A 24,015-nucleotide genomic window follows, 5' to 3' on the forward strand; every position below is an offset into this window, starting at 1 on the left:
TGCCGGGCTTTTTTATGAGTACAGAAAAGTAATGCAGGACGTGTGGAACTCACCGATATGAATTTGCCACCCAGGCAGCGAGAGAAATAACTCTCTCATTTCATGTAGGAGCGTCCTCAATGGATCCGATATCGGTGGGTATGTCTGTTATGTCCGCAGCGATGCCTGTAGTAGGCCAGGGCATGGATTTGGCGGGAAAATTTCTGGATTTGGCGGGAAAAGCCATGGATGCAAAAAATGGCGGCGAAGATAAGGAGCAGGGCAAAGTCTGTGAAGACACGCATCAAAAAAATCCGATGCAGATTACTTTCAACGGATAAAACCGTTGATGTTCCACGCGCGGGACGCCAAAAAGGCATTCGCCTTCACTTCCGCGCGCAGTACACGAGGGCGGCGAATTTCACCCGCCCTCTTCCTGCCCGACCTTTCCTCCACTGCCCTGCGATCTCTCCAGCCCTAATGTTCCTTTGACTGCCATCACCAGATTGCCAATACTCATGGCATATTGAGGCTACCCGCATGGAACAAGGAATGACCCTTTGAAGCTGGAACTCAAGAACAGCTTGTCGGTGAAGTTGCTCCGGGTTGTGCTGCTCTCGGCATTGATCGTGGGTGTTGCGCTGAGCGTGGCGCAAATCGTCTTCGATGCCTACAAGACGCGCCAGGCCGTGGCCGGAGATGCCCAGCGCATCCTCGACATGTTTCGCGACCCCTCGACCCAGGCCGTCTACAGCCTGGACCGCGAGATGGGTATGCAAGTCATTGAGGGCCTGTTCCAGGACGACGCCGTGCGCATGGCGTCCATCGGCCATCCCAACGAAACCATGCTGGCGGAAAAAAGCCGCGCCTTGCAAAAAGCCCCCAGCCGTTGGCTGACCGACCTGATTCTTGGACAGGAACGCACCTTTACCACGGCCCTGGTCGGTAAAGGCCCCTACAGCGAGTATTACGGTGACCTGAGCATCACCCTCGACACGGCCACCTATGGGCAGGGGTTTATCGTCAACTCGGTGATCATCTTTATTTCCGGGGTGCTGCGTGCCCTGGCCATGGGCCTGGTGCTGTACCTGGTCTATCACTGGCTGCTGACCAAACCGCTGTCGCGGATCATCGAGCACCTGTCGTCGATCAACCCCGACCGGCCCAGCGAACACAAGATCCCGCAGCTCAAGGGTCACGAACGCAACGAACTGGGGCTGTGGATCAATACCGCCAACCAGTTGCTCGAATCCATCGAGCGCAATACCCATCTGCGCCATGAGGCTGAAAGCAGCCTGCTGCGCATGGCCCAGTACGACTTCCTGACCGGCCTGCCCAACCGCCAGAAACTGCAGGAGCAACTGGACAAGATCCTGATCGACGCCGGCCGCCGGCAACGGCGCGTGGCGGTGTTGTGCGTGGGGCTGGATGATTTCAAAAGCGTCAACGAGCAGTTCACCTACCAGGCCGGCGACAAATTGCTGCTGGCCCTGGCCGACCGCCTGCGCGCCCACAGTGGCCGCCTTGGTGCCCTGGCCCGCCTGGGTGGCGACCAGTTCGCGCTGGTGCAAGCCGATATCGACCAACCCTACGAAGCGGCCGAGTTGGCGCAAAGTATCCTCGATGACCTCGAAGCGGAGTTCGCCCTCGACCACGAGGAAATCCGCCTGCGCGCCACCATCGGCATCACCCTGTTCCCGGAAGATGGCGACAGCACCGAGAAGCTGCTGCAAAAAGCCGAACAGACCATGACCCTGGCCAAGAGCCGTTCGCGCAACCGCTATCAGTTTTATATCGCCAGCGTCGACAGCGAGATGCGTCGCCGCCGCGAGCTGGAAAAAGACCTGCGCGAGGCCCTCAGCCGCAACCAGTTCCACTTGGTGTACCAGCCACAGATCAGCTACCGCGACCACCGCGTGGTCGGCGTGGAAGCGTTGATCCGCTGGCAGCACCCGGAACACGGGCTGGTGCCGCCCGACCTGTTCATCCCGCTGGCGGAACAGAATGGCACCATTATTCCGATTGGCGAGTGGGTGCTGGACCAGGCCTGCCGACAATTGCGCGAATGGCACGACCTGGGCTTCAGCGACCTGCGCATGGCGGTCAACCTGTCCACCGTGCAGTTGCACCACACCGAGTTGCCGCGGGTGGTCAACAACCTGATGCAGATCTACCGCCTGCCGCCGCGCAGCCTGGAGCTGGAAGTGACCGAAACCGGCCTGATGGAAGACATCAGCACGGCCGCCCAGCACCTGCTGAGCCTGCGCCGTTCCGGTGCATTGATCGCCATTGATGACTTTGGCACCGGCTACTCATCCTTGAGCTACCTGAAAAGCCTGCCCCTGGACAAAATCAAGATCGACAAGAGCTTCGTCCAGGACCTGCTCGACGACGACGACGATGCAACCATCGTGCGCGCCATCATCCAATTGGGTAAAAGCCTGGGCATGCAGGTGATTGCCGAAGGGGTGGAAACCCCTGAACAAGAGGCCTACATCATTTCCGAAGGCTGCCATGAAGGTCAGGGCTACCACTACAGCAAACCCTTGCCGGCGCGGGAGTTGGCGGTCTTTTTGAAGCAGGCCGAGCGCAATAACGCGGCGATTCTGTGACGTGGTGAACCCAAGGTTCTTATGCCAGACGGGCTCAAAGTGGCGAGCGGGCTTGCCCGCGTCGGGCTGCGAAGCGGCCCCTGTCCAGGCCCCGAGGAATAGTTTTAAGGCTGCTTCGCAGCCTAACGCGGGCAAGCCCGCTCGCCACAGTAAGCTCGCTAGCCACAGCACGCTCGCTCGCCACAGAACAATACTAAATATTTCCCGCGTATAACCCTTTACACAAAATGCAAATCTTTCGCATTATGTCGCAGTTTTTGCGCTCCCCCGCGCGCCCTATCAACAACCGAAGCAGGATGTTCGCCATGATTCGTATGCCCCTGGCCACCGCCAGTCTGCTGGCCATTGCTATTTCTCTCGCCGGTTGCGGCGAAGGTAAAGACAAGGCCGCAGCGCCCCAGGCGCCGACCCCGGCCGCCAGCACTACCGCACCAGCGGCTGCCGCCCCTGCCGGCCAGGTCGACGAAGCGGCCGCCAAGGCCGTGGTCGCGCATTACGCAGACATGGTGTTCGCGGTGTACAGCGATGCCGAGACCACTGCAAAAACCCTGCAAACCGCCATCGACGCCTTCCTCGCCAAGCCGAACGACGACACCCTGAAAGCCGCCCGCACCGCCTGGATCGCCGCACGTGTGCCGTATCTGCAGAGTGAAGTGTTCCGCTTCGGCAACACCATCATCGACGACTGGGAAGGCCAGGTGAACGCATGGCCACTGGACGAAGGCCTGATCGACTACGTCGACAAGTCCTACGAACACGCCCTGGGTAACCCCGGCGCCACCGCCAACATCATCGCCAACACCGAAGTGCAGGTCGGCGAAGACAAGGTCGACGTAAAAGACATCACCCCGGAAAAACTCGCCAGCCTCAATGAGCTGGGCGGTTCCGAGGCCAACGTCGCCACCGGCTACCACGCCATCGAATTCCTGCTCTGGGGCCAGGACCTCAACGGCACCGGCCCAGGCGCCGGCAACCGCCCTGCGTCGGACTACCTGACCGGCGACGGCGCCACTGGCGGCCACAACGAGCGTCGCCGCGCCTACCTGAGCGCCGTGACCCAGCTGCTGGTCAGCGACCTGCAGGAAATGGTCGGCAACTGGAAACCTAACGTCGAAGACAACTACCGCGCCACCCTCGAGGCAGAACCTGCCACCGACGGCCTGCGCAAAATGTTGTTCGGCATGGGCAGCCTGTCCTTGGGCGAGCTGGCCGGTGAGCGTATGAAGGTGTCCCTGGAGGCCAACTCGCCGGAAGACGAGCAGGACTGCTTCAGCGATAACACCCACAACTCGCACTTCTACGACGCCAAGGGCATCCGCAACGTCTACCTGGGCGAGTACACCCGTGTCGACGGCAGCAAAATGACCGGCGCCAGCCTGTCGTCCCTGGTGGCCAAGGCCGACCCGGCCGCTGACACCGCGTTGAAAGCCGACCTGGCTGCGACCGAAGCGAAGATCCAGGTCATGGTTGACCACGCCAACAAGGGTGAGCACTACGACCAACTGATCGCCGCGGGTAACGATGCGGGCAACCAGATCGTGCGTGACGCCATCGCCTCGCTGGTCAAGCAGACCGGTTCGATCGAAGCCGCTGCCGGCAAGCTGGGTATCAGCGACCTGAACCCGGATAACGCCGATCACGAGTTCTGATCCGTGCCGAGTTGAAAAAGGCGACCTTCGGGTCGCTTTTTTTATGCGCTATCCCACCACAACTAAACCCATGTGGGAGGGGGCTTGCCCCCGATAGCGGTGTGCCAGTCAAGGACGTATCTGCTGACCCACCGCGATCGGGGGCAAGCCCCCTCCCACATTTGAGCCATGGCGTTCCCAAGTCTCCCGGTTTACATGCCTTGCACCCCAGGTAGAATGGCGCCTCTGCCCTATTTCGAGCGAACTTCATGGCGTTGCCGACCCTACGCATCATCGGTTTCATTATCGGCATCTTCCTGATCACGCTCGCGATCGCCATGGTCGTGCCCATGGCCACCCTGGTGATCTTCGAACGCACCAGCGACCTGCCGTCGTTCCTGTGGGCCAGCCTGATCACCTTTATCGCCGGGTTGGCGCTGGTAATTCCCGGCCGTCCCGAGCATGTGCACCTGCGCCCGCGCGACATGTACCTGCTCACCGTGACCAGCTGGGTGGTGGTGTGTGTGTTCGCCGCGCTGCCATTTCTGCTGACCCAGCACATCAGCTACACCGACTCGTTTTTTGAAAGCATGTCCGGCATCACCGCCACCGGTTCCACGGTGTTGAGCGGCCTGGACACCATGTCGCCGGGCATTCTGATGTGGCGCTCGCTGCTGCACTGGCTCGGTGGCATCGGCTTTATCGGCATGGCGGTGGCGATCCTGCCGCTGCTGCGCATTGGTGGCATGCGCCTGTTCCAGACCGAGTCCTCGGACCGCTCGGAAAAGGTCATGCCGCGCTCGCACATGGTGGCGCGGCTGATCGTGGCCGCCTACGTGGGCATCACCATCCTTGGCAGCCTGGCGTTCTGGTGGGCCGGCATGGGCCTGTTCGATGCGATCAACCATGCGATGTCGGCGATTTCCACCGGTGGGTTCTCCACCTCCGATGAATCCCTGGCCCACTGGAAACAACCGGCGGTGCACTGGGTGGCGGTGGTGGTGATGATCCTCGGCAGCCTGCCGTTCACCCTGTATGTGGCCACGTTGCGCGGCAACCGCAGGGCCTTGCTCAAGGACCAGCAGGTACAGGGCCTGCTCGGTTTGCTGGTGGTGACTTGGCTGGTGCTCGGCACCTGGTACTGGTGGACCACCAACCTGCATTGGCTGGACGCTTTGCGCCATGTGGCGTTGAACGTGACGTCGGTGGTGACCACTACCGGTTTTGCACTGGGGGACTACAGCCTGTGGGGCAACTTCTCACTGATGCTGTTCTTCTACCTGGGTTTTATCGGCGGCTGCTCGGGGTCGACGGCGGGCGGGATCAAGATCTTCCGCTTCCAGGTCGCCTATATCCTGCTCAAGGCCAACTTGAACCAGTTGATTCACCCACGCGCGGTGATCAAGCAGAAGTACAACGGCCACCGCCTCGACGAAGAAATCGTGCGGTCGATCCTGACCTTCTCGTTTTTCTTTGCGATCACCATCTGCGCCATCGCCCTGGCGTTGTCGCTGCTGGGCCTGGACTGGATGACCGCGCTGACCGGCGCCGCCAGTACCGTGTCCGGCGTCGGCCCGGGCCTGGGGGAAACCATCGGCCCGGCCGGCAATTTCTCCACGTTGCCAGACGCCGCCAAGTGGATCCTGTCCCTGGGCATGCTGCTGGGCCGGCTGGAGATCATTACAGTCTTTGTTCTGTGTATCCCGGCGTTTTGGCGTCACTGACCGTCGACGCTTCCAGCAACCGCGCTCGGTACTCGCCGGGCGTGGCATCGAACCAGCGGCGAAACGCACGGAAGAAATTGCTCGGGTCGGCAAAGCCCAACAGGTAGGCAATTTCCAGCAGGGTCATGCTCGGCTGGGCCAGGTACTGTTCGGCCAATTCGCGGCGGGTGTCGTCGAGCAGGGTCTGGAAACTGGTGCCCTCCTCCTGCAAACGCCGCTGCAAGGTGCGCTGCGAAAGGTGCAGGGTCTGGGCCACCACCTCGCGCTTGGGTTCGCCCTGGGGCAGCAAGCGGCACAACACCTGGCGTGCCTTGTGGGTCACGCGGCTTTCAGAAAACCGCGCCAGGTATTCGCCGGCAAACCGATCATGCAGCAGCGCCATGGCTTCGTTGGCGGTGGGCAACGGCGCGTCCATATCGGCCCGCTCGAAGATCAGCGCGTCATACGGCGCATTGAATTCCAGGGGCGCATGGAAGGCTTGTTTGTAGGGCGCCAGATCCAACGGCTGCTCACCCTGCAACAACACTTTGCGCGGTTGCAGGGTGCGCCCGGTCAGCCAGCCACACAGCGCCAGTGCACTGGCCAGCGAGGCTTCGGCGCTTTGCCGGGTCGGTGGGAGGTGATCGCCATGCACCGTCAGAATCAGCGCATAGCCTTCGGGTAACAGTCGGAAACTCAAGTCGGCGCTTTCGGCAATGATGCGCTGGTAGCGCACCAGGCGCATAAAACCTTCGGCCAGGGTGTTGCTGGACATCAGCGCGTAACCGGCCACATGAAACGACGCCGGGCGCACCACCTTGCCCATGTTCAGGCCAATCGCCGGGTTGCCCGACAGCTCCACCGCACGCTGCCACAGCCGAGTCATGGAGTCCTGCGGGAAGCGTGCATCGGGGTCATTCAGCGCGGCGTAGTCCAGGCCCAGTTGCTTGAACAAGGCGCGGCAATCCAGGCCGTCCATCTCCAATGCCTTGACGATGCCCATTGCCCAGCTTGCAGAAGTTGTTCGTTCGCTCATGGCGTCTTCTTAATAAAGCAGGCTCAAACGGCAGCCAGGAAGCCAAGGATACTAAAGTGGCATCTATTGTCACTGGCTGTTACCACTGATCACTCTAGACTCAAATAAGCTCCCCGCCGAACATCTGTTGGGCGGTACAACAATCAAAGGGCCGGTCGCCGTGGAAAATATCAAGCGATTCAATAGCTTCGCCGAGTTCTACCCGTACTACCTGGCGGAACATGCCAACAGCACCTGCCGGCGCCTGCACTTTATCGGCACCACGCTGGTGATCGGCATTCTGGCGTACGCCATCGGCAGAGGGTCCTTGGGCTTGTTGCTGGCCGTGCCAGTTGCCGGCTACAGCTTTGCCTGGATCGGGCACTTCTTCTTCGAAAAGAACCGCCCGGCAACCTTTCAGCACCCGTTCTACAGCTTGTTGGGTGATTTTGTGATGTACCGCGACATGGTCTTGGGCAAGGTGCCGTTCTAGCGGTGTGACCTCTTGTCACTTGTGTAAAGCATGAAAATTCGGACATCCGTCGACATAAAACTCTTTTTGTCATTTTCAGTGCTGTATCCTGCCAAGGCTTTTTGAGAGCGCGGAATCACCTGCGATTGAAAAAACAGACCTTGCGAGGAGCGACGACGATGCACGAGATACCTAATCTCCCCTTCCCAAGCCTGCACCCTACAGAGCAGCCAACACCGCAGCAGGCCAGCGACAAACAGCCTGAGGCCAAAGAAGCAAAACCAGTCGACAGCAAAAGCCAGGACTGACGCCGTACCAGACCGTGTGGAAAGCGCAGCTTTAGAGCGCTTTCCACACTGCCTGAATCACCCGAGGTACCTGCCATGACCGACACCCTCCCCGACAACCCGGACACTGCCGTACTCGATGCTGCCTTGCAGATGGTCGAGGTCTGGAACCGCCTCAGCGCAGACAAGCAAGCCCTGCTGCTCAAGCGCTTCGGCACCCAGGAAAACGCGCTGGCCGCCCTGGTCACTACGCAATTGCTCGCCCCTCCCCAAGCCTGAGGTCTTTTTGACCCTAGGGTTTTCTGAGCAGGTTTTTTGCGTTTTAGCACCCTGCGCCGGGCAAAGCACCGGTATCATTAGCAGCCTATCTTTACCTGCTGCGACAGTGGACCTCTCCCATGCCAGATACCCAGCGCCCCATGGCGGTCACGCTGCAAGTTGTTTCCATCGTGTTGTTTACCTTTATCGGCTACCTGAATATCGGCATTCCGCTGGCCGTGTTGCCGGGCTATGTCCACAGTGAGCTGGGCTACGGCGCGGTAATCGCCGGGCTGGTGATCAGCGTGCAGTATCTGGCCACCCTGCTGAGCCGCCCGTATGCCGGCAAAATCATCGATAACCTGGGCAGCAAGCGCGCCGTGCTGATCGGCCTGGTCGGCTGCGGCCTCAGCGGCGTGTTCATGCTGCTCGCGGCGTGGTTTTCCAGCCTGCCAGCCGTGAGCCTGGGCAGCCTGCTGATCGGCCGACTGGTGCTGGGCAGCGCGGAAAGCCTGGTCGGTTCGGGCGCCATCGGTTGGGGTATCGGCCGGGTAGGCGCGGCGAACACGGCCAAGGTCATCTCCTGGAACGGCATTGCCAGCTATGGCGCGCTGGCGGTCGGTGCACCGTTGGGCGTCGTACTGGTGAAGCATTTCGGGCTGTGGAGCATGGGCGTCAGCATTATCCTGCTGGCCGTCGTGGGTGTGCTGCTGGCCTGGAACAAGGTCGCCGCGCCGATTGTGGCCGGTGTACGCCTGCCATTCATGAATGTGCTGGGCCGGGTATTGCCCCACGGTTGCGCGCTGGCCCTGGGCTCGATTGGCTTTGGCACCATCGCCACCTTCATCACCCTGTATTACACCACCCAACACTGGGACAACGCGGTGTGGGCCCTGAGCCTGTTTGGCGCCAGCTTTATCGGCGCGCGCCTGTTGTTCGGCAACTTGATCAACCGCATCGGCGGCTTTCGCGTGGCGATTGCCTGCCTGTCGGTGGAGATCCTCGGCCTGTTGCTGCTGTGGCTGGCACCGGACGCCAACCTGGCGCTGGCCGGCGCGGCGTTGAGCGGGTTTGGTTTTTCCTTGGTGTTTCCGGCATTGGGAGTCGAGGCGGTCAACCTGGTGCCGGCCTCCAGCCGTGGTTCTGCAGTGGGCGCCTACTCCCTGTTTATCGACCTGTCGCTGGGCATCACCGGGCCGTTGGCCGGGGCGGTCGCGGCAGGTTTTGGCTTTGCCTCGATCTTCCTGTTCGCCGCCCTCGCCGCCCTCGGTGGTTTATTGCTGAGTGTTTACCTGTACCGGCAAGCGCCCAAGGCCCGCGAAGCACGCGACGCCTAGAAGTCGACCTTGCCGCGCCCGGCCTTGATGCTGCCGCGCTTGGTCTTGGATTCCAGGCGGCGCTTTTTCGAGCCCAGGGTGGGTTTGGTCGGGCGGCGCTTCTTTTCGACCTTGGTGGCGCTGAGAATCAACTCCACCAGGCGCTCCAGCGCATCGGCGCGGTTCTGCTCCTGGGTCCGGTATTGCTGGGCCTTGAGAATCAACACGCCTTCGCTGGTGATGCGGCTGTCGCGCAGGGCCAGCAGCCGCTCCTTGTAGAACTCCGGCAGCGACGACGCCGGAATATCAAACCGCAGGTGCACCGCGCTCGACACCTTGTTGACGTTCTGCCCACCGGCGCCCTGGGCGCGAATGGCGGTCAGCTCGATCTCGGCATCGGGCAAGTGCACGTTGTTGGAAATAACCAGCATCAATCAAAAACCTTAGGCAACGGACATAACGAGGCACGAGTCTAACCCGTCGGCGCCCACAAGAAACCCGGCAGGGCGCCGGGTTTCCTGTTTATGCCAGCCCGGTTACTTCACCGCACTTGCCACCGTCAGCGCCGCTTCTGCACGGCGCTTGTTCTTGATCCAATAACACACCGCCATAAACGCCACCCACACCGGGATCGCATACACCGACACTTGGATCCCCGGGATCATCAGCATGATCACCAGGATAAACACCACGAACGCCAGGCAGATGTAGTTGCCGTACGGGTACCACAACGCCTTGAACAGCGGCACCTGGCCGGTGCGGTTCATGTGCTGGCGGAACTTGAAGTGGGAAAAGCTGATCATCGCCCAGTTGATCACCAACGTGGCCACCACCAGCGACATCAGCAGCTCCAGCGCGTGTTGCGGGATGAAGTAGTTCATCAACACCGCCACCAGGGTCACCGCCGCCGAGGCGAGGATCGAACGCACCGGCACACCGCGCTTGTCGATCTTCGCCAACGCCTTGGGCGCATCACCCTGCTCGGCCATGCCCAACAGCATCCGGCTGTTGCAGTAGGTGCCGCTGTTGTACACCGACAGCGCGGCCGTCAGCACCACGAAGTTGAGGATGTGCGCGGCCGTGTTGCTGCCCAGCATCGAGAACACCTGCACGAACGGGCTGCCGCTGTAGGCATCGCCGGACGCGTTGAGGGTAGCCAGCAGGCTGTCCCACGGCGTGAGCGACAACAGCACCACCAGCGCGCCGATGTAGAAAATCAGGATGCGGTAGATCACCTGATTGATCGCCTTGGGGATCACGGTGCGTGGCTGGTCGGCTTCGGCGGCGGTAAAACCGAGCATTTCCAGGCCGCCGAAGGAGAACATGATGATCGCCATGGCCATCACCAGGCCGCCCACGCCATGGGGGAAGAAGCCGCCGTGTTCCCACAGGTTGCTCACCGAGGCCTGCGGGCCGCCGCTGCCGCTGACCAGCAGGTAGCTGCCCAGGGCGATCATGCCGACAATCGCGACCACCTTGATGATGGCAAACCAGAACTCGGCCTCACCGAAGACTTTGACGTTGGCCAGGTTAATCAGGTTGATCAGCACGAAGAACGCCGCCGCCGACACCCAGGTCGGGATCTCCGGCCACCAGTAGTGCACGTATTTGCCAACGGCCGTCAGCTCCGACATACCCACCAGGATGTACAGGATCCAACAGTTCCAGCCCGACAGGAAGCCGGCGAAACCGCCCCAGTACTTGTGGGCAAAATGGCTGAAGGAGCCGGCGACCGGCTCTTCGACGATCATTTCGCCGAGCTGGCGCATGATCATGAAGGCGATAAAGCCGCAGATGGCATAGCCCAGGATCATCGACGGGCCGGCGGATTTGAGCACGCCGGCCGAGCCGAGGAACAGGCCGGTGCCGATGGCGCCACCGAGGGCGATCAACTGGATATGGCGGTTTTTCAGGCCGCGTTTCAGCTCGCCTGAAGAGGAATGGGGTTCACTCATGAAAAGGGTCTCACGCAAGGTTTGAAGATATTGATTGCAGGTAGCTGCCTTGAATTACCGACTCAAGCAGCGCCGCTCAAACCCCAGCGCAGGCACCAGGAGTACAGCGTCTTTCTAACGGTCATGCGTCACCTGTTTGTTTTTATCTGTGACGAAATCGAACCCGCCTGGCTCGTGGCCGGGCGGAGTGATCAGGGTGGGTAAACCCTGAGGTCTTGGCCTTTTGCGTGGTTACGCAAGGGGGTCACAGTAAAACGCGGCGCATTGTACACCGCCGGACAGCTTGGGGCCGAGCCCGCAGAGGGCCTGCGACGATCTGTCAGCTATTCCTTACAGCCTGACGATGCCGAGCAATGTGGCGACTTTCGCGTAAATTAATCGTTACAGCATGGAAAATAGGCGTTACAGACATCCACAAACGGAAAAATGTCATCGCGAAAAATCCTACAAATCACCGCTGCCAGTGCGTTGTTTTTCCTCGATAAAAAATCCCATGGAAAATTCAGAAGAAAAAATCCAAATGAAACCGTGTCAATAAATTTTTTGCATTCCGAAACACTCTCTCCTAGGTTCATCCCACTTGCCCTGCGAAGCCCGTGGAGCAAGCCGCTCTCAAACTCTAGGAGATACACCATGCAAGCACTGGAAAACGACCTGGAAACCGAACTGCAACTCGATGATTGGTTTGAAGCGCCGACCCACGACGCCGCCGTTGAAATGATGCAAGCCGATGCCGTAGTGCCGTTTGGCACCGCGATGTGGCCTTTCTAACCCCGGCAGGCATTCGGCGGGTGCTGTGCACGGCACCTGCCCCCTTACCCAAGGCACACAAGGAAACGCGTCATGGACAAGGCCCGCGCCGTCGAACACTTTCTCTACTACCTCGCGCATCACCCGGCTCTTCAGGGCCTGAGCTGCCCTACCGTGCTGCTGGGCCATACCGAGCGCTACGCCGCCATCGCCGGGGCGATCACCCACGGCAGCGCCGCCCGTTTCAACTTCCAGGTGCAGCGCCTGGACCTGGCCGCCAGCGATAGCCTGGCCGAGGCCATCGAGGCCTGCGACCTGTACCTGTTTCTCTATGACTCCTCCACGCTGCCCAACCCACGCGCCGAAGGCCCGGATTTTATCCGTGCCCTGCAAGGGGTGATGGCCGAGCACTGGAAGAAATCCCTGCTGTTCAAGGATTACGGCGAGTACTTCTACGATACCTTCAGCGTCGAGCCGCAGCGCATCGCCGACCTCAACGCCACGCTGATACGGCGCATGAGCCAGGCCAGTGTGCTGAGCTTTACCGACAAGCACGGCTCACGCCTGCAAGCGCCCCTGAGCAGCATCAAGAAGTGGACCAATATCAACGGGGTCGGCAACCACGACTTGGCCCCGGGCGAGATCGCCACCCACAGCGAAGCCATCAATGGTCAGGTGCGGTTTGTCGGGACCTTCCTCAGCACCATCCCGTTCGCGCGCAAATACGGCGTGCTGCAATCGCCGCTGGAGCTGTGGATCGAGAACTCGACCGTCTGCGGCGTGGCCAGCGATGTGCCAGGGCTGGCGGATGATTTCAATAAGTACCTGAATGCCAACCCGTCCAACCGGCGGGTGGAGGAGTTGGGGATTGGCACCAATGAAGGGGTCAAGGATCTGTATGCGCGTAATGCCGGGTTTGAGGAGCGCCATTGCGGACTGCACCTGGGATTGGGTGGCGGGCAGAAAGGCAGCCATCACCTGGATCTGATTTTCGCCAGCGGGGTGTTGGCGCTGGATGACAAGCCGGTGTTTGATGGGACTTTTGTGTTCTGAACGCCGTTCTCGAAATCAATGGAGATCTAAATAATGTGGGAGGGGCGGTGCGACGATTCGACTTGCTCGCGAATGCGGTGGGTCAGCTTGCACATATATCAACTGACACACCGCATTCGCGAGCAAGCCCGCTCCCACATTTGAATGGGTTACCAAATCCGAGGCAAAAAAACGCCAACCCGAGGGTTGGCGTTCTTTTATACAGCGACTAAATCACTGCGGCTTCTTGCGACCAAAACCAGGACGCTGACCCGAACCGGCCGGGGCGCCACGGCGCTTGCCCGACGGCTCGTCCGCGACCAGTTTCGGGCCAGGGCGCTTGTTCGCCGCCGGCTTGGCTGGACGCTTGGTGCTGGCATTGTCGGCTGGGCGGTCAGATGCCGGGGCACCACGGCCTTCGCCACGATTACCGCGACCACCCGTTGGCGCTTCACCACGGGCAGGACGCGGAGTGCGTGGTGCACGCTCGCCTTCCTGACGCGATGGCGCGGTTGGGCGGCGCTCGCCTTCGATGTGCGGCTCGCGGGAGATACGACCACCGGTCGCTGGTGCATTCAGCGCCGGGCGCAAAGTGCGTGCAACACGCTCGGTACGAGCCACAGGGCGCGACGACTTACGCTGCATACGCTCAAGCTTGTCTTTGCTCTTGGCGTTCATTTGCGGCATGGCCACCGGCGTCAGGCCAACTTCGGCGCTGAGGATGTCGACTTCGTACTGGCTCATTTCGCGCCAGCGACCCATCGGCAGGTCGGAGTTCAAGAACACCGGGCCGAAACGCACGCGCTTCAGGCGGCTCACCACCAGGCCCTGGGATTCCCACAGGCGACGTACTTCACGGTTACGGCCTTCCATCACCACGCAGTGGTACCAGTGGTTGAAACCTTCGCCGCCGGGAGCCTGCTTGATGTCGGTGAACTTGGCCGGGCCGTCTTCCAGCACCACGCCCGCCTTGAGGCGTTCGATCATCTCGTCATCAACTTCACCGCGCACGCGCACGGCGTATTCACGGTCCATCTCGTAGGACGGGTGCATCAGGCGGTTGGCCAGTTCACCGTCGGTGGTGAACATCAGCAAGCCGGTGGTGTTGATGTCGAGACGACCGATATTGATCCAGCGGCCTTCTTTAGGCTTGGGCATCTTGTCGAACACGGTCGGACGGCCTTCCGGGTCGTCACGGGTGCAGATCTCGCCATCGGGCTTGTTGTACATGATCACGCGGCGCACCGATTCGGCGGCCTCTTCACGCTTGATGACCTTGCCATCAATGGTGATTGCATCGTGCAGGTCGACGCGCTGGCCGAGGGTAGCCTCGACGCCATTGACCTTGATGCGCTTCTGGGTGATCCAGGCTTCGACGTCGCGGCGTGAGCCCACGCCGATACGCGCCAGCACCTTTTGCAGTTTTTCGCCTGCTGGGCCGATTTCCTGGCTGTCGTTCTGGTCTTGGTCGTTCATCTTAAGCACCTCCCGGTGGGTCGATTCAGGCGTGGCCTGAAGAGTGTTGAAAGCGGGGCTTTGGCCGCATAGATCGGCAAAGGGTCGCGAATCATACGCGCATGGCGCGCGTTGCGCATCAGAGAGTAGTCGATCCGGCCGCAATCATTTGCTTTTCCGCCGACCGGTGGCGCCCAGGGCCAGCAACCGCAGCTCGGCTTCGGCCAAGACAGTGCGTTTGTCGACTTTGTCGAGTTTCTTCCAGGCGCGGATTTCGCGCTTGCTGCGGCCACAGCCGACGCAGATGTCATCGCTGAATTTGCAGATGCTGATGCAGGGGTCTTTGGTGGAGCTCATACATTCTCCCAGACAAAGAAAGTCAAATGTGGGAGCGGGCTTGCTCGCGAATGCGGTGATTCAGTCAGCAGATGTATCAACTGATACACCGCATTCGCGAGCAAGCCCGCTCCCACAGGGGGGGGTATTGCAGTGTTTGGAAATATCGCGTCAGTCTTCGAATTCGCGGCGTTCGGCCTCAATGGCTTCGGCCAACGCGCGAGCTTCGTCTTCTTCGTCGCTCAACGGCGGCTGTTCGAGGGCAGCGACGGCGGCCAGGAGTTTTTCCCGGGCTTCGGCGACGCCGAGGATGTCTTCCTCGGGCTCGGGTTCAGGCTCAGGCACCACTTCGGCTTCAGGCTCAGCCACACCATCACGCAACAAATCATCAAAGTCGGTCTTGATGCCCTGCTCCATGTCGTCCAATTCCAGCAACAACGTATGAAAGCTGGTTTCGTCCTTCGGCTCTTCCTGCTCGGCACTGGCGTCGGCCAGTTCCTGCAGGCTGGCCGGCACCGGTGCGTCGTCGAAATCGAGCACCGGCTCGGCTTCCATCTCGCGCAGCTCGGCCAGCGGCGGCAGGTCGTCGAGGTTTTTCAGGTTGAAGTGGTCGAGGAACACCTTGGTCGTGGCGAACATCGCCGGTTTGCCTGGCACGTCACGGTAGCCAACGATGCGGATCCACTCACGCTCCAGCAACGTCTTGACGATATGGCTGTTAACCGCCACGCCACGCACGTCTTCGATTTCACCCCGGGTGATCGGCTGGCGATAGGCGATCAGCGCCATGGTTTCCAGCATCGCCCGTGAATAACGCTGCGGGCGTTCTTCCCACAACCGGCCAACCCATGGGGAAAACTTCTCACGAATCTGCAGGCGATAACCCGACGCCACTTCGCGCAGCTCAAAAGCGCGGCCGTCGCAGGATTTGCGCAAAATCTCCAGCGCCTTCTTGAACACCGGCGGCTCGGGGCGCTCGGCTTCTTCAAAGAGTTCGAACAGGCGTTCCAGGGATTGCGGTTTACCCGAGGCCAGGAGAAAGGCCTCCAGCAAGGGCGCCAGTTCGCGGGGTTCAGTCAGATTCATCGACTCAGCTCTTTATTCGGCTCGCGCCCGCACGTGGATAGCCGCAAAAGGCTCATTCTGGACCAGCTCGACCAAGGATTCCTTGACCAGCTCAAGGATCGCCATAAAGGTCACCACCACCCCCAGGCGCCCTTCTTCTGCCGTGAACAGCTCGACAAACGGCACGAACCCGCCACCCTTGAGGCGCTCGAGCACGTCGCTCATGCGCTCGCGGGTCGACAGCGCCTCGCGGCTGACCTGGTGGTGTTCAAACATATCGCCACGGCGCAGCACCTCGGCCATGGACATCAGCAGTTCTTCCAGGCTCACATCCGGCAACAGCTTGCGCGCCCGGGCTTCGGGGGCATCCAGCTTGGGCACCACCAAGTCGCGGCCCACACGGCTCAAGCCGTCGATACCTTCGGCGGCGGCCTTGAAGCGTTCGTACTCCTGCAGGCGGCGGATCAGTTCGGCGCGCGGGTCGTCCTCTTCGGCCTCGATGGTCTCCGAGCGCGGCAACAGCATGCGCGACTTGATCTCGGCGAGCATGGCGGCCATCACCAGGTACTCGGCGGCCAGCTCCAGGCGCACCGACTGCATCAACTCGACATAACCCATGTACTGGCGGGTGATTTCCGCCACCGGGATGTCGAGGATATTGATGTTCTGTTTGCGGATCAGGTACAGCAGCAAGTCCAGCGGGCCTTCGAAGGCTTCGAGGAAGACTTCCAGGGCGTCCGGCGGGATGTACAGGTCCAGCGGCATTTCCATGACCGCCTGGCCATACACCATGGCAAACGGCAATTCCTGCTGGGCGCCCGCCTGGGGGTCGACGGTTTCCACGGCCGACATTCAGGCCTCGACCATAAACGGGGTCGGGTCGCCGCAGCCCACACGCACTACTTCCGGCTCGCCATCGGCCAGGTTGATCACGGTGGAGGCCTTGTTGCCGCCGTAGCCGCCGTCGATGATCAGGTCGACATGCTTTTCCAGCAGGCGGCGCATTTCGTAAGGATCGTACAACGGCTCGGTTTCACCCGGCATGATCAGCGACACGCTCATCAAGGGCTCACCCAACTCTTCGAGCAGCGCCAGCGCAATCGGATGCTCGGGCACGCGCAGGCCGATGGTGCGCTTCTTGGGGTGCAGCAACAGGCGCGGCACTTCGCGGGTGGCGTTGAGAATAAAGGTGTAGGGCCCGGGTGTGTGGGCCTTGAGCAGGCGGAAGGTGCCGGTGTCGACCTTGGCGAACAGCCCCAGCTGGGACAAGTCGCTGCAGATCAGCGCAAAGTTGTGCTTGTCATCCAACTGACGCAGGCGCCTTACACGCTCCACCGCGCCCTTGTCACCGATCTGGCAACCAATGGCGTAGGACGAATCGGTGGGGTAGATCACCACGCCACCGGCGCGAATGATCTCCACGGCCTGTTTGATCAGGCGCGCCTGGGGGTTTTCCGGATGAATCTGGAAGAATTGACTCACGTGTTCTACCTGTTCAGACGGTGGCAATAATGGGGTCATGCTTGAATCGCCCCCACAAGAGCGGCAAATCTTCCGGGACCTGGCGGTACTCGCCGATCTCGGACCAGCCGCCTGGGCCATGAAAGTCACTGCCGGCGCTGACCAGCAGACCAAATTCGCGAGCAAGAATCGCCAGGCTGCCGACCTGATCGGCGGGTTGATGCCCGTTGACCACTTCGATTGCGTGGCCGCCCGCTCCAATATAGTCGCTGATCAGCTTGCGGCGCTTGCTGCGGGTGAAATCGTAATGCCAGGGATGCGCCAGGCTGACCCAGGCCCCGGAGGCCCGCAGGGTCTCGACGGTGTCTTCCAGGGTCGGCCAGTGTTGCTTCACATCGCCCAACTTACCGGCACCCAGCCATTTGCGAAAGGCTTCAGCACGGTCCTTGACGAAACCTTCGCGCACCATCCAGTCGGCAAAATGCGGCCGCGCCGGTGCGTTGCCGCTGTCACCCAGCTCCTGCTGGATGGCGCGGGCGCCGTCGAGGGCATTCGGCATGCCCTTGAGGCTGAGTTTTCGGCTTATTTCTTCGGACCGCAGCCAGCGGCCATCGTGCAATTGCGCAATCGCCGCCACCAGCGGCGCGGCATTTTGATCGAAACCATAGCCGAGCACATGAATGGTGGCGCCACCCCAGGTGCAGGACAATTCCACACCGTTGACCAGTTGCATGCCCAGCGCATGCGCGGCTTCGCGGGCCTCATCGAGGCCTTCGAGGGTGTCGTGGTCGGTCAACGCCAGGACTCGCACGCCTTTTTCAAACGCACGCGCAACCAGTACCGCGGGCGCCAGGGCGCCGTCGGAGGCCGTGCTGTGGCAGTGCAAATCAACATTCACGGGAGTGTGTAACCTCAAGTCAGCTGGCGCTTTCGCTACCAAGGATGTTTGTTATTATGCCGCCACATCCAGCTTCTGGCTCTTACTGTGAAACAATTCATCGACTTCATCCCGCTGTTGCTGTTTTTCATCGTTACCAAACTCGACCCCCGGGTCATCGATATCGCCGGTCATGAGCTGTCATTCGGGGGCATCTACAGTGCCACCGCGGTACTGATCATCAGCTCTATCGTGGTCTACGGCGCCATTTTCATCTCCCAGCGCAAGCTGGAAAAAAGCCAGTGGCTGACCCTGGTCGCCTGCCTGGTGTTCGGCGGCCTGACCCTGGCCTTCCACAGTGAAACCTTCCTTAAATGGAAAGCCCCGGTGGTCAACTGGCTGTTCGCGCTGGTGTTTATCGGCAGCCACTTTGTCGGCGATCGCCTGCTGATCAAGCGAATCATGGGCCATGCACTGACCCTGCCGGACCCGGTGTGGACGCGCCTGAACGTGGCCTGGATCGTATTTTTCCTGTTCTGCGGCGCCGCCAACCTGTTCGTGGCCTTTACGTTCCAGGACTATTGGGTCGACTTCAAGGTCTTCGGCAGCCTGGGCATGACCGTATTGTTCCTGATCGGCCAAGGTATCTACCTGTCGCGCCATCTGCATGACACCACTCCTACTACGCCGAAAACCGAGGACTGACATGCTCTACGCCATCATTGCCACCGACGTTGCCAACTCGCTGGAAAAACGCCTCTCCGTGCGCCCGGCCCACCTTGAGCGCCTGCACGCGCTGCAAGCCGAAGGCCGCCTGGTACTGGCCGGCCCGCACCCGGCCGTGGACAGCAACGATCCGGGCGCAGCCGGCTTCACCGGGAGCCTGGTGGTCGCCGAGTTCGCCTCCCTGGCCGATGCCCAAGCCTGGGCCAAGGTTGATCCCTATGTAGCGGCGGGTGTCTACGCCGACGTTGTGATCAAGCCATTCAAACAAGTCCTGCCTTGACCGAGCCCTGTGTCGAACCTAATACGTTCGGCACACTCCTAATCTCTCATTATTCTCGGTAACCTGCCGACAACGTTCTGAATATTCGTGTGGAATCAGGAGTTCCGATGCGCTTACGTCAGTTGTGTCTGTTGGCAGTGTTAATGATCGGGGCTACGGCCCACGCTGAAGAAACCTCGAACACCGGCAGTTCCACGCCCCTGTCCTTGAGTGCCGGCAGCCAGATCACCGAGTTGCAGCAACGTTTGAAAGAAAGCGAACGCCAGCGTGAAGAACTGAGCAAGCAACTGCAAAGCGCGGATGCTGCCCGCGAAAGCGCGCAACTGAGCCGCCTTCGCCAAGAGAACCAACGCCTGGCCCAGCAACTCAAAGATACACAGGGCGGCGCCTTGACCCGATGGCTGACCGAGCAACAGCAGTGGTTTGTCACCGGCGGGGCCGTCGCACTGATCGCCTTGCTGTGCGGGATCTTCGCCAGCGGTGGGCACCGTCGCCGTCGACAATGGCTAAATTGAGTGAGTCATGAGCGAGCTGTTACTGATAGATGATGACCAGGAGCTCTGCGAGCTGCTGACCAGTTGGTTGAGCCAGGAAGGGTTCCAGGTGCGCGCCTGCCACGATGGCTTGAGCGCCCGCAAAGCCTTGGCCGACAGCGCCCCGGCAGCCGTGGTGCTCGACGTAATGCTGCCCGACGGCAGTGGCCTGGAGCTGCTCAAGCAATTGCGCAACGACCACCCGGAACTGCCGGTGCTGATGCTCTCGGCCCGCGGCGAACCGCTGGACCGCATCCTCGGCCTGGAACTGGGCGCCGACGATTACCTGGCCAAGCCCTGTGACCCGCGCGAGCTGACCGCCCGCCTGCGCGCCGTGTTACGCCGCAGCCACCCGGCGGCCGTGTCCAGCCAGCTGGAACTCGGTGACCTGTGCTTCAGCCCGGTGCGCGGCGTGGTCAGCATCGATGAACAGGAATTCGCCCTCACCGTCTCCGAAAGCCGCCTGCTCGAAGCCTTGCTGCGCCAGCCCGGAGAGCCCCTCGACAAGCAGGAACTGGCGCAGATAGCCCTGGGCCGCAAGCTGACCCTTTACGATCGCAGCCTCGACATGCACGTGAGCAACCTGCGCAAAAAAATCGGCCCACACCCGGACGGCCGGCCACGGATCGTGGCGCTGCGCAGCCGCGGGTACTACTACGCCCCCTGAGCTTCAACACTATTCCTTGTGGGAGCGAGCTTTTGTGGGAGCGGGCTTGCTCGCGAATACGGTGGGTCAGTCGATGCATGTGCTAGCTGATACACCCCATTCGCGAGCAAGCCTGCTCCCAAACAAGCCAGCACCCACATTTGAAGACCTGAACCTTGAAAGTTTTGTCAGCCCGCATCAAAACCCTCTTTACCCAAGCTTTACGCTCACCTGACCGCCGCTGACCTTGATCTCCGTAATCTACTCACATCCGGACTCACCGGAATAGAGACAGGAGAATCACCATGCGCAAGACCCTTATCGCTTTGATGTTCGCCGCTGCCCTGCCCACCGTTGCCATGGCCGCCATGCCCGAGGGCCCGGGCCCGATGGGTGGCCCTGAAGGTCACATGATGGGTGGCCCGGGTCACGGCGGTGAACACGGTCCGCGTGGCAAAGGCGGCCCCTTCAGCCAGCTGGACTTGAGCCGCGAACAGCGTCAGCAGATCGGCAAGCTGATGGGCGACCAATGGCACGCTCGCAAAGACCTGACCAAAAAGTACCTGGACAAACTGCCAGCCGCCGACCAGAAGGCCATGCAGGACGAAATCGCCGCCGGCAAGCAGAAAACCCAGGCGGATATCCGCGCCGTGCTCAAGCCTGATCAGCAGAAGAAATTCGACGAGATCGTCAAGAAGCAAGCCGAGCGTCGTGCCGAGTGGAAGGAATTCCAGGCCTGGAAAGCGCAACAGCCGCAAAAAGCGCAATAATGCCCCAGCGTTAACGCTCCCAGCCCAGTGGCCGCCGCCGCTGGGCTTTTCCTGTTTGAGGGTTTCCTGTGCGTTCATTGTTCTGGCGCATCCTGGCCAGCTTCTGGCTAGCCATCGCCTTGGTTGCCGGGTTGTCGATCCTGCTTGGGCATATGCTCAATCAAGATGCCTGGATTCTCAGCCGTCACCCCGGCCTCAACAACCTGGCCGAAGAGTGGACCCAACTCTACGAAGCCCAGGGCGAGGACGCGGCCCAGGACTTGCTGCAACAGCGCAAGCGCCAGTACCACATCGACGTGCAAGTGCTCAACGAAAGCGGCGAGCCGGTGGTGCGCGGTACCTTCCCCAAACGTGCCGCAGCGTTTGAAGCCCGGCAGAATGACAGCAAGGACGGCCACCTGCCCTGGCGGCGCCTGACCGCCGAGTACACCAGTGAAAAAACCGGCGACACCTACCTGCTGATCTACCGCATTCCCCACCCGGAACTCGATGCCTGGCACCGCAACAGCCTGCTGTGGCCGTTGAGTGCGTTGGCGATTGCCCTGGTGGTGCTGACCTTGTTCAGCCTGCTGGTGACGCTGTCCATCACCCGCCCGCTCAGCCGTTTGCGTGGCGCGGTGCATGACCTCGGCCAGGCCACCTACCAGCAAAACAGCCTGGCGCGCCTGGCCAACCGGCGCGATGAATTCGGCGTGCTCGCCACCGACTTCAACCGCATGGGCGCCCGCCTGCAAAGCCTGATCGGCAGCCAGCGCCAGTTGCTGCGCGATGTGTCCCACGAACTGCGCTCGCCCCTGGCCCGCCTGCGCATCGCCCTGGCCCTGGCCGAACGGGCCAGCCCCGAAGAACGCGAGCGACTCTGGCCACGCCTGACCCGCGAATGCGACCGCCTCGAAGCACTGATCAGCGAAATCCTGGTGCTGGCCCGCGTCGATGCCGACAATGCCAGCGCCGAAGAGGTCGACCTCAACCCATTGCTCAAGACCTTGCAAAAAGACGCCCAGCTCAGCGCGCCGGAGCAGGTGGTGCAACTCACCGCCGATAGCGGCCTGCACCTCAAGGGCTGGCCGACCATGATCGAACGGGCGGTGGATAACCTGCTGCGCAATGCCCAGCGCTTCAACCCGCCGGGCCAGCCGATCGAGCTGCAAGCCCACCTGCACGGTGAACATATTGTCATCAGCGTGCGCGACCACGGCCCCGGCGTCGAGGCCGAGCACCTCAGCCAATTGGGTGAGCCGTTCTACCGCGCCCCCGGCCAGACAGCCCAGGGCCATGGCCTGGGCCTGGCGATTGCGCGGCGCGCGGCAGAACGCCACGGCGGCAGCCTGCACCTGGCCAATCACCCCGAAGGCGGTTTTATCGCCAGTATCGACTTGCCATTGGAGCCCGGGGTTGCCACACCGGCCTGATGATCTTCTATAGTGGCCCTTCTCTTACGGAGGGCCTTAGATGACTGACCTGCTGACTCCCATCCAAGCCGCACTCGATTTACCGCACACCCCGCCGACCTTTACGGAGGCCGGCGCCCTACCCTCGACCTTCGCCGTCACCGACCTGGCCAGCGCCAGCATCGGCGCTGCCGGCCAGGCGGTCGCGCAGCTGATCCAGCAACAGACCGGGCGCCAGCCCAGCGTGAGCGTGGACCGGCGCCTCGCGTCTTTGTGGTTCTCATCCTCGATTCGCCCGGTGGGCTGGCAAGTGCCGCCGCTGTGGGACCCGGTGGCCGGCGACTACGCCAGCGCCGATGGCTGGATCCGCTTGCACACCAACGCGCCGCATCATCGTGCCGCCGCCGAGCGGGTGCTGGGCAAGGTCGCTGACCGCGCCGAAATGGCGGCCAAGGTCGCCGCCTGGAATGCTGCCGAGCTGGAACAGGCGATTGTCGACGCCGGCGGCTGTGCCGCGCAGATGCGCACGTGGCAGGCTTGGCAGCAACATCCCCAAGGGTTGGCGGTGAATGCCGAGGCGCTGGTGCAGCGCCAGACCTTTGAACATACCACCGACAAACCCTGGCTCGGCTCGGTGGCGCGCCCACTGGCGGGCATCAAGGTATTGGACCTGACCCGGGTATTGGCCGGCCCCGTGGCCAGCCGTTTTCTCGCCGGGCTGGGCGCCGATGTGCTGCGTATCGACTCACCCACCTGGAACGAGCCGGGCGTGGTGCCGGAAATGACCCTGGGCAAACGCTGCGCGCGCCTGGACCTGAAAACGCCGGAAGACCGTCAGGTATTCGAACGGTTGCTCAAGGACGCCGACATCCTGTTCCACGGCTACCGCGCCGACGCGCTGGAACAACTGGGCTACACCGCCAGCCAGCTGCAAACCCTGGCGCCCGGCCTGATCGACGTGAGCCTCAACGCCTACGGCTGGAGCGGCCCGTGGCGCAATCGTCGCGGGTTCGACAGCCTGGTGCAGATGAGCAGCGGGATTGCCGACGCGGGGATGGCCTGGAAGCAATCTAAGCAACCGGTGCCGCTGCCCTTGCAGGCGCTGGACCATGCGACCGGTTACCTGATGGCGGCAGGTGCGATTCAGGCGTTGCGTGAACGGCTGAACACCGGGCGTGGCGGGTCGGCGCGGTTGTCATTGGCGCGCACGGCGAAGTTGCTGGTGGATGCGGGGCAAGTGCCGGAGCAACCGGCGTTGCGGGCTGAAGAACCAGGGGATCAGGGGTTGGTGGTGGAGCAGACGGCGTGGGGCCAGGCGCATCGCTTGCTGGCGCCGCTGACCATCAGCGGTACGCCGTTGCAGTGGGATTTGCCGGCGGGGGAATTGGGTTCACATCGGGCTCAGTGGTGAACTGAAGACCGCCATCGGGGGCAAGCGCCCTCCCACCTTTGACCGTATTCACAGGTC

Annotated in this window: 25 protein-coding genes; 16 read left to right on the top strand and 9 right to left on the bottom strand. The window is 61.5% G+C overall.

Translation table 11 applies throughout. The features are described from left to right. Positions 1 to 119: 119 nt before the first annotated feature. The 4 genes from CXQ82_RS24550 to CXQ82_RS24565 all read left to right on the top strand — a co-directional run bounded on the left by CXQ82_RS24550 (position 120) and on the right by CXQ82_RS24565 (position 5,943). The gene (locus CXQ82_RS24550; RefSeq protein ID WP_101272695.1) at positions 120 to 320 is read left to right on the top strand and encodes a hypothetical protein; all 201 of its coding nucleotides are present in this window, start codon (positions 120 to 122) and stop codon (positions 318 to 320) included. A gap of 219 nt (positions 321 to 539) precedes the next feature. Next, positions 540 to 2,591, top strand: coding sequence for a bifunctional diguanylate cyclase/phosphodiesterase (locus tag CXQ82_RS24555; RefSeq protein ID WP_101272696.1), 2,052 nt, complete (start codon positions 540 to 542; stop codon positions 2,589 to 2,591). Between the two features lie 305 nt (positions 2,592 to 2,896). Next, positions 2,897 to 4,240 (top strand): imelysin family protein, encoded by a 1,344-nt coding sequence (locus tag CXQ82_RS24560; protein WP_101272697.1) that lies wholly within the window; start codon positions 2,897 to 2,899, stop codon positions 4,238 to 4,240. Positions 4,241 to 4,488: 248 nt separating this feature from the next. Then, entirely contained in the window at positions 4,489 to 5,943 is a 1,455-nt protein-coding gene (locus CXQ82_RS24565) for a TrkH family potassium uptake protein (RefSeq protein WP_101272698.1), read from the top strand. On the opposite strand, the gene CXQ82_RS24570 is transcribed toward CXQ82_RS24565, so the two are convergent. Beyond that, positions 5,900 to 6,958 carry an AraC family transcriptional regulator gene (locus CXQ82_RS24570; RefSeq protein ID WP_101272699.1) on the bottom strand — a complete coding sequence of 353 codons (1,059 nt, stop codon included), beginning with the start codon at positions 6,956 to 6,958 and terminating at the stop codon, positions 5,900 to 5,902. The genes CXQ82_RS24565 and CXQ82_RS24570 overlap by 44 nt on opposite strands. 160 nt (positions 6,959 to 7,118) lie before the next feature. Between CXQ82_RS24570 and CXQ82_RS24575 the strand changes: the two genes are divergently transcribed. The 3 genes from CXQ82_RS24575 to CXQ82_RS24585 all read left to right on the top strand — a co-directional run bounded on the left by CXQ82_RS24575 (position 7,119) and on the right by CXQ82_RS24585 (position 9,291). Further along, positions 7,119 to 7,430 (top strand): DUF962 domain-containing protein, encoded by a 312-nt coding sequence (locus tag CXQ82_RS24575; RefSeq protein WP_101272700.1) that lies wholly within the window; start codon positions 7,119 to 7,121, stop codon positions 7,428 to 7,430. A gap of 362 nt (positions 7,431 to 7,792) precedes the next feature. After that, complete coding sequence (locus CXQ82_RS24580) at positions 7,793 to 7,975, top strand: hypothetical protein (RefSeq protein ID WP_101272701.1); 183 nt, start codon at positions 7,793 to 7,795, stop codon at positions 7,973 to 7,975. Positions 7,976 to 8,094: 119 nt separating this feature from the next. Next, positions 8,095 to 9,291 carry an MFS transporter gene (locus CXQ82_RS24585; RefSeq protein ID WP_101272702.1) on the top strand — a complete coding sequence of 399 codons (1,197 nt, stop codon included), beginning with the start codon at positions 8,095 to 8,097 and terminating at the stop codon, positions 9,289 to 9,291. Here CXQ82_RS24585 and arfB read toward each other — a convergent pair. Next, positions 9,288 to 9,701, bottom strand: a complete 414-nt coding sequence (gene arfB / locus CXQ82_RS24590; protein WP_065908949.1) for an alternative ribosome rescue aminoacyl-tRNA hydrolase ArfB — start codon at positions 9,699 to 9,701, stop codon at positions 9,288 to 9,290. The genes CXQ82_RS24585 and arfB overlap by 4 nt on opposite strands. A gap of 105 nt (positions 9,702 to 9,806) precedes the next feature. Next, positions 9,807 to 11,225, bottom strand: a complete 1,419-nt coding sequence (locus CXQ82_RS24595; protein WP_101272703.1) for an amino acid permease — start codon at positions 11,223 to 11,225, stop codon at positions 9,807 to 9,809. 633 nt (positions 11,226 to 11,858) lie between these two features. Here CXQ82_RS24595 and CXQ82_RS31505 point away from each other — a divergent pair. Both CXQ82_RS31505 and CXQ82_RS24600 read left to right on the top strand, forming a co-directional pair. Continuing rightward, complete coding sequence (locus tag CXQ82_RS31505) at positions 11,859 to 11,996, top strand: hypothetical protein (RefSeq protein WP_163034543.1); 138 nt, start codon at positions 11,859 to 11,861, stop codon at positions 11,994 to 11,996. A 72-nt stretch (positions 11,997 to 12,068) separates the two neighbouring features. Beyond that, complete coding sequence (locus tag CXQ82_RS24600; RefSeq protein WP_101272704.1) at positions 12,069 to 13,028, top strand: leucyl aminopeptidase; 960 nt, start codon at positions 12,069 to 12,071, stop codon at positions 13,026 to 13,028. A 213-nt stretch (positions 13,029 to 13,241) separates the two neighbouring features. Here CXQ82_RS24600 and rluB read toward each other — a convergent pair whose 3' ends face one another. The 6 genes from rluB to CXQ82_RS24635 all read right to left on the bottom strand — a co-directional run bounded on the left by rluB (position 13,242) and on the right by CXQ82_RS24635 (position 18,222). Next, positions 13,242 to 14,483 (bottom strand): 23S rRNA pseudouridine(2605) synthase RluB, encoded by a 1,242-nt coding sequence (gene rluB / locus CXQ82_RS24605; protein ID WP_101272705.1) that lies wholly within the window; start codon positions 14,481 to 14,483, stop codon positions 13,242 to 13,244. Between the two features lie 144 nt (positions 14,484 to 14,627). After that, positions 14,628 to 14,819 carry a DUF1289 domain-containing protein gene (locus tag CXQ82_RS24610; RefSeq protein ID WP_005790815.1) on the bottom strand — a complete coding sequence of 64 codons (192 nt, stop codon included), beginning with the start codon at positions 14,817 to 14,819 and terminating at the stop codon, positions 14,628 to 14,630. Positions 14,820 to 14,969: 150 nt separating this feature from the next. Beyond that, entirely contained in the window at positions 14,970 to 15,884 is a 915-nt protein-coding gene (gene scpB / locus CXQ82_RS24620) for an SMC-Scp complex subunit ScpB (RefSeq protein WP_101272706.1), read from the bottom strand. 12 nt (positions 15,885 to 15,896) lie between these two features. Further along, a complete protein-coding gene (locus CXQ82_RS24625) occupies positions 15,897 to 16,595 on the bottom strand; it encodes a ScpA family protein (protein WP_177409967.1) in 699 nt (232 codons plus the stop codon). A 120-nt stretch (positions 16,596 to 16,715) separates the two neighbouring features. Beyond that, positions 16,716 to 17,345, bottom strand: a complete 630-nt coding sequence (locus CXQ82_RS24630) for an L-threonylcarbamoyladenylate synthase (protein ID WP_101272708.1) — start codon at positions 17,343 to 17,345, stop codon at positions 16,716 to 16,718. A 13-nt stretch (positions 17,346 to 17,358) separates the two neighbouring features. Continuing rightward, positions 17,359 to 18,222: a PHP domain-containing protein gene (locus tag CXQ82_RS24635; protein WP_101272709.1), complete on the bottom strand. Its 864-nt coding sequence runs from the start codon at positions 18,220 to 18,222 to the stop codon at positions 17,359 to 17,361. Between the two features lie 87 nt (positions 18,223 to 18,309). On the opposite strand from CXQ82_RS24635, the gene CXQ82_RS24640 reads away from it, so the two are divergent. The 7 genes from CXQ82_RS24640 to CXQ82_RS24670 all read left to right on the top strand — a co-directional run bounded on the left by CXQ82_RS24640 (position 18,310) and on the right by CXQ82_RS24670 (position 23,958). Next, positions 18,310 to 18,906 (top strand): septation protein A, encoded by a 597-nt coding sequence (locus CXQ82_RS24640; protein WP_101272710.1) that lies wholly within the window; start codon positions 18,310 to 18,312, stop codon positions 18,904 to 18,906. Between the two features lies 1 nt (position 18,907). Further along, positions 18,908 to 19,207, top strand: a complete 300-nt coding sequence (locus CXQ82_RS24645) for a YciI family protein (protein ID WP_101272711.1) — start codon at positions 18,908 to 18,910, stop codon at positions 19,205 to 19,207. Between the two features lie 107 nt (positions 19,208 to 19,314). After that, positions 19,315 to 19,722 carry a translation initiation factor 2 gene (locus CXQ82_RS24650; RefSeq protein ID WP_101272712.1) on the top strand — a complete coding sequence of 136 codons (408 nt, stop codon included), beginning with the start codon at positions 19,315 to 19,317 and terminating at the stop codon, positions 19,720 to 19,722. 7 nt (positions 19,723 to 19,729) lie between these two features. Further along, a complete protein-coding gene (locus CXQ82_RS24655) occupies positions 19,730 to 20,407 on the top strand; it encodes a response regulator transcription factor (protein WP_101272713.1) in 678 nt (225 codons plus the stop codon). 284 nt (positions 20,408 to 20,691) lie between these two features. Then, on the top strand, positions 20,692 to 21,156 hold the full coding sequence (locus CXQ82_RS24660; RefSeq protein ID WP_101272714.1) for an LTXXQ domain protein: 465 nt from the start codon (positions 20,692 to 20,694) through the stop codon (positions 21,154 to 21,156). A 68-nt stretch (positions 21,157 to 21,224) separates the two neighbouring features. After that, the gene (locus tag CXQ82_RS24665) at positions 21,225 to 22,568 is read left to right on the top strand and encodes a HAMP domain-containing sensor histidine kinase (RefSeq protein WP_101272715.1); all 1,344 of its coding nucleotides are present in this window, start codon (positions 21,225 to 21,227) and stop codon (positions 22,566 to 22,568) included. Between the two features lie 40 nt (positions 22,569 to 22,608). Continuing rightward, the gene (locus CXQ82_RS24670; RefSeq protein ID WP_101272716.1) at positions 22,609 to 23,958 is read left to right on the top strand and encodes a CoA transferase; all 1,350 of its coding nucleotides are present in this window, start codon (positions 22,609 to 22,611) and stop codon (positions 23,956 to 23,958) included. Positions 23,959 to 24,015: the final 57 nt, after the last annotated feature.

The organism is Pseudomonas sp. S09G 359 (assembly GCF_002843605.1).
Lineage (GTDB): Bacteria > Pseudomonadota > Gammaproteobacteria > Pseudomonadales > Pseudomonadaceae > Aquipseudomonas.

Excerpts from the sequence above, each read along its gene's own strand:
- arfB (WP_065908949.1), bottom strand. The coding sequence starts at position 9,701 with ATGCTGGTTATTTCCAACAACGTGCACTTGCCCGATGCCGAGATCGAG.
- CXQ82_RS24560 (WP_101272697.1), top strand. The coding sequence starts at position 2,897 with ATGATTCGTATGCCCCTGGCCACCGCCAGTCTGCTGGCCATTGCTATT.
- CXQ82_RS24650 (WP_101272712.1), top strand. The coding sequence starts at position 19,315 with ATGCGCTTACGTCAGTTGTGTCTGTTGGCAGTGTTAATGATCGGGGCT.
- CXQ82_RS24585 (WP_101272702.1), top strand. The coding sequence starts at position 8,095 with ATGCCAGATACCCAGCGCCCCATGGCGGTCACGCTGCAAGTTGTTTCC.
- scpB (WP_101272706.1), bottom strand. The coding sequence starts at position 15,884 with ATGAATCTGACTGAACCCCGCGAACTGGCGCCCTTGCTGGAGGCCTTT.
- CXQ82_RS24565 (WP_101272698.1), top strand. The coding sequence starts at position 4,489 with ATGGCGTTGCCGACCCTACGCATCATCGGTTTCATTATCGGCATCTTC.
- CXQ82_RS24600 (WP_101272704.1), top strand. The coding sequence starts at position 12,069 with ATGGACAAGGCCCGCGCCGTCGAACACTTTCTCTACTACCTCGCGCAT.
- CXQ82_RS24550 (WP_101272695.1), top strand. The coding sequence starts at position 120 with ATGGATCCGATATCGGTGGGTATGTCTGTTATGTCCGCAGCGATGCCT.
- rluB (WP_101272705.1), bottom strand. The coding sequence starts at position 14,483 with ATGAACGACCAAGACCAGAACGACAGCCAGGAAATCGGCCCAGCAGGC.
- CXQ82_RS24580 (WP_101272701.1), top strand. The coding sequence starts at position 7,793 with ATGACCGACACCCTCCCCGACAACCCGGACACTGCCGTACTCGATGCT.
- CXQ82_RS24610 (WP_005790815.1), bottom strand. The coding sequence starts at position 14,819 with ATGAGCTCCACCAAAGACCCCTGCATCAGCATCTGCAAATTCAGCGAT.
- CXQ82_RS24570 (WP_101272699.1), bottom strand. The coding sequence starts at position 6,958 with ATGAGCGAACGAACAACTTCTGCAAGCTGGGCAATGGGCATCGTCAAG.
- CXQ82_RS24670 (WP_101272716.1), top strand. The coding sequence starts at position 22,609 with ATGACTGACCTGCTGACTCCCATCCAAGCCGCACTCGATTTACCGCAC.
- CXQ82_RS31505 (WP_163034543.1), top strand. The coding sequence starts at position 11,859 with ATGCAAGCACTGGAAAACGACCTGGAAACCGAACTGCAACTCGATGAT.
- CXQ82_RS24645 (WP_101272711.1), top strand. The coding sequence starts at position 18,908 with ATGCTCTACGCCATCATTGCCACCGACGTTGCCAACTCGCTGGAAAAA.
- CXQ82_RS24660 (WP_101272714.1), top strand. The coding sequence starts at position 20,692 with ATGCGCAAGACCCTTATCGCTTTGATGTTCGCCGCTGCCCTGCCCACC.
- CXQ82_RS24595 (WP_101272703.1), bottom strand. The coding sequence starts at position 11,225 with ATGAGTGAACCCCATTCCTCTTCAGGCGAGCTGAAACGCGGCCTGAAA.
- CXQ82_RS24655 (WP_101272713.1), top strand. The coding sequence starts at position 19,730 with ATGAGCGAGCTGTTACTGATAGATGATGACCAGGAGCTCTGCGAGCTG.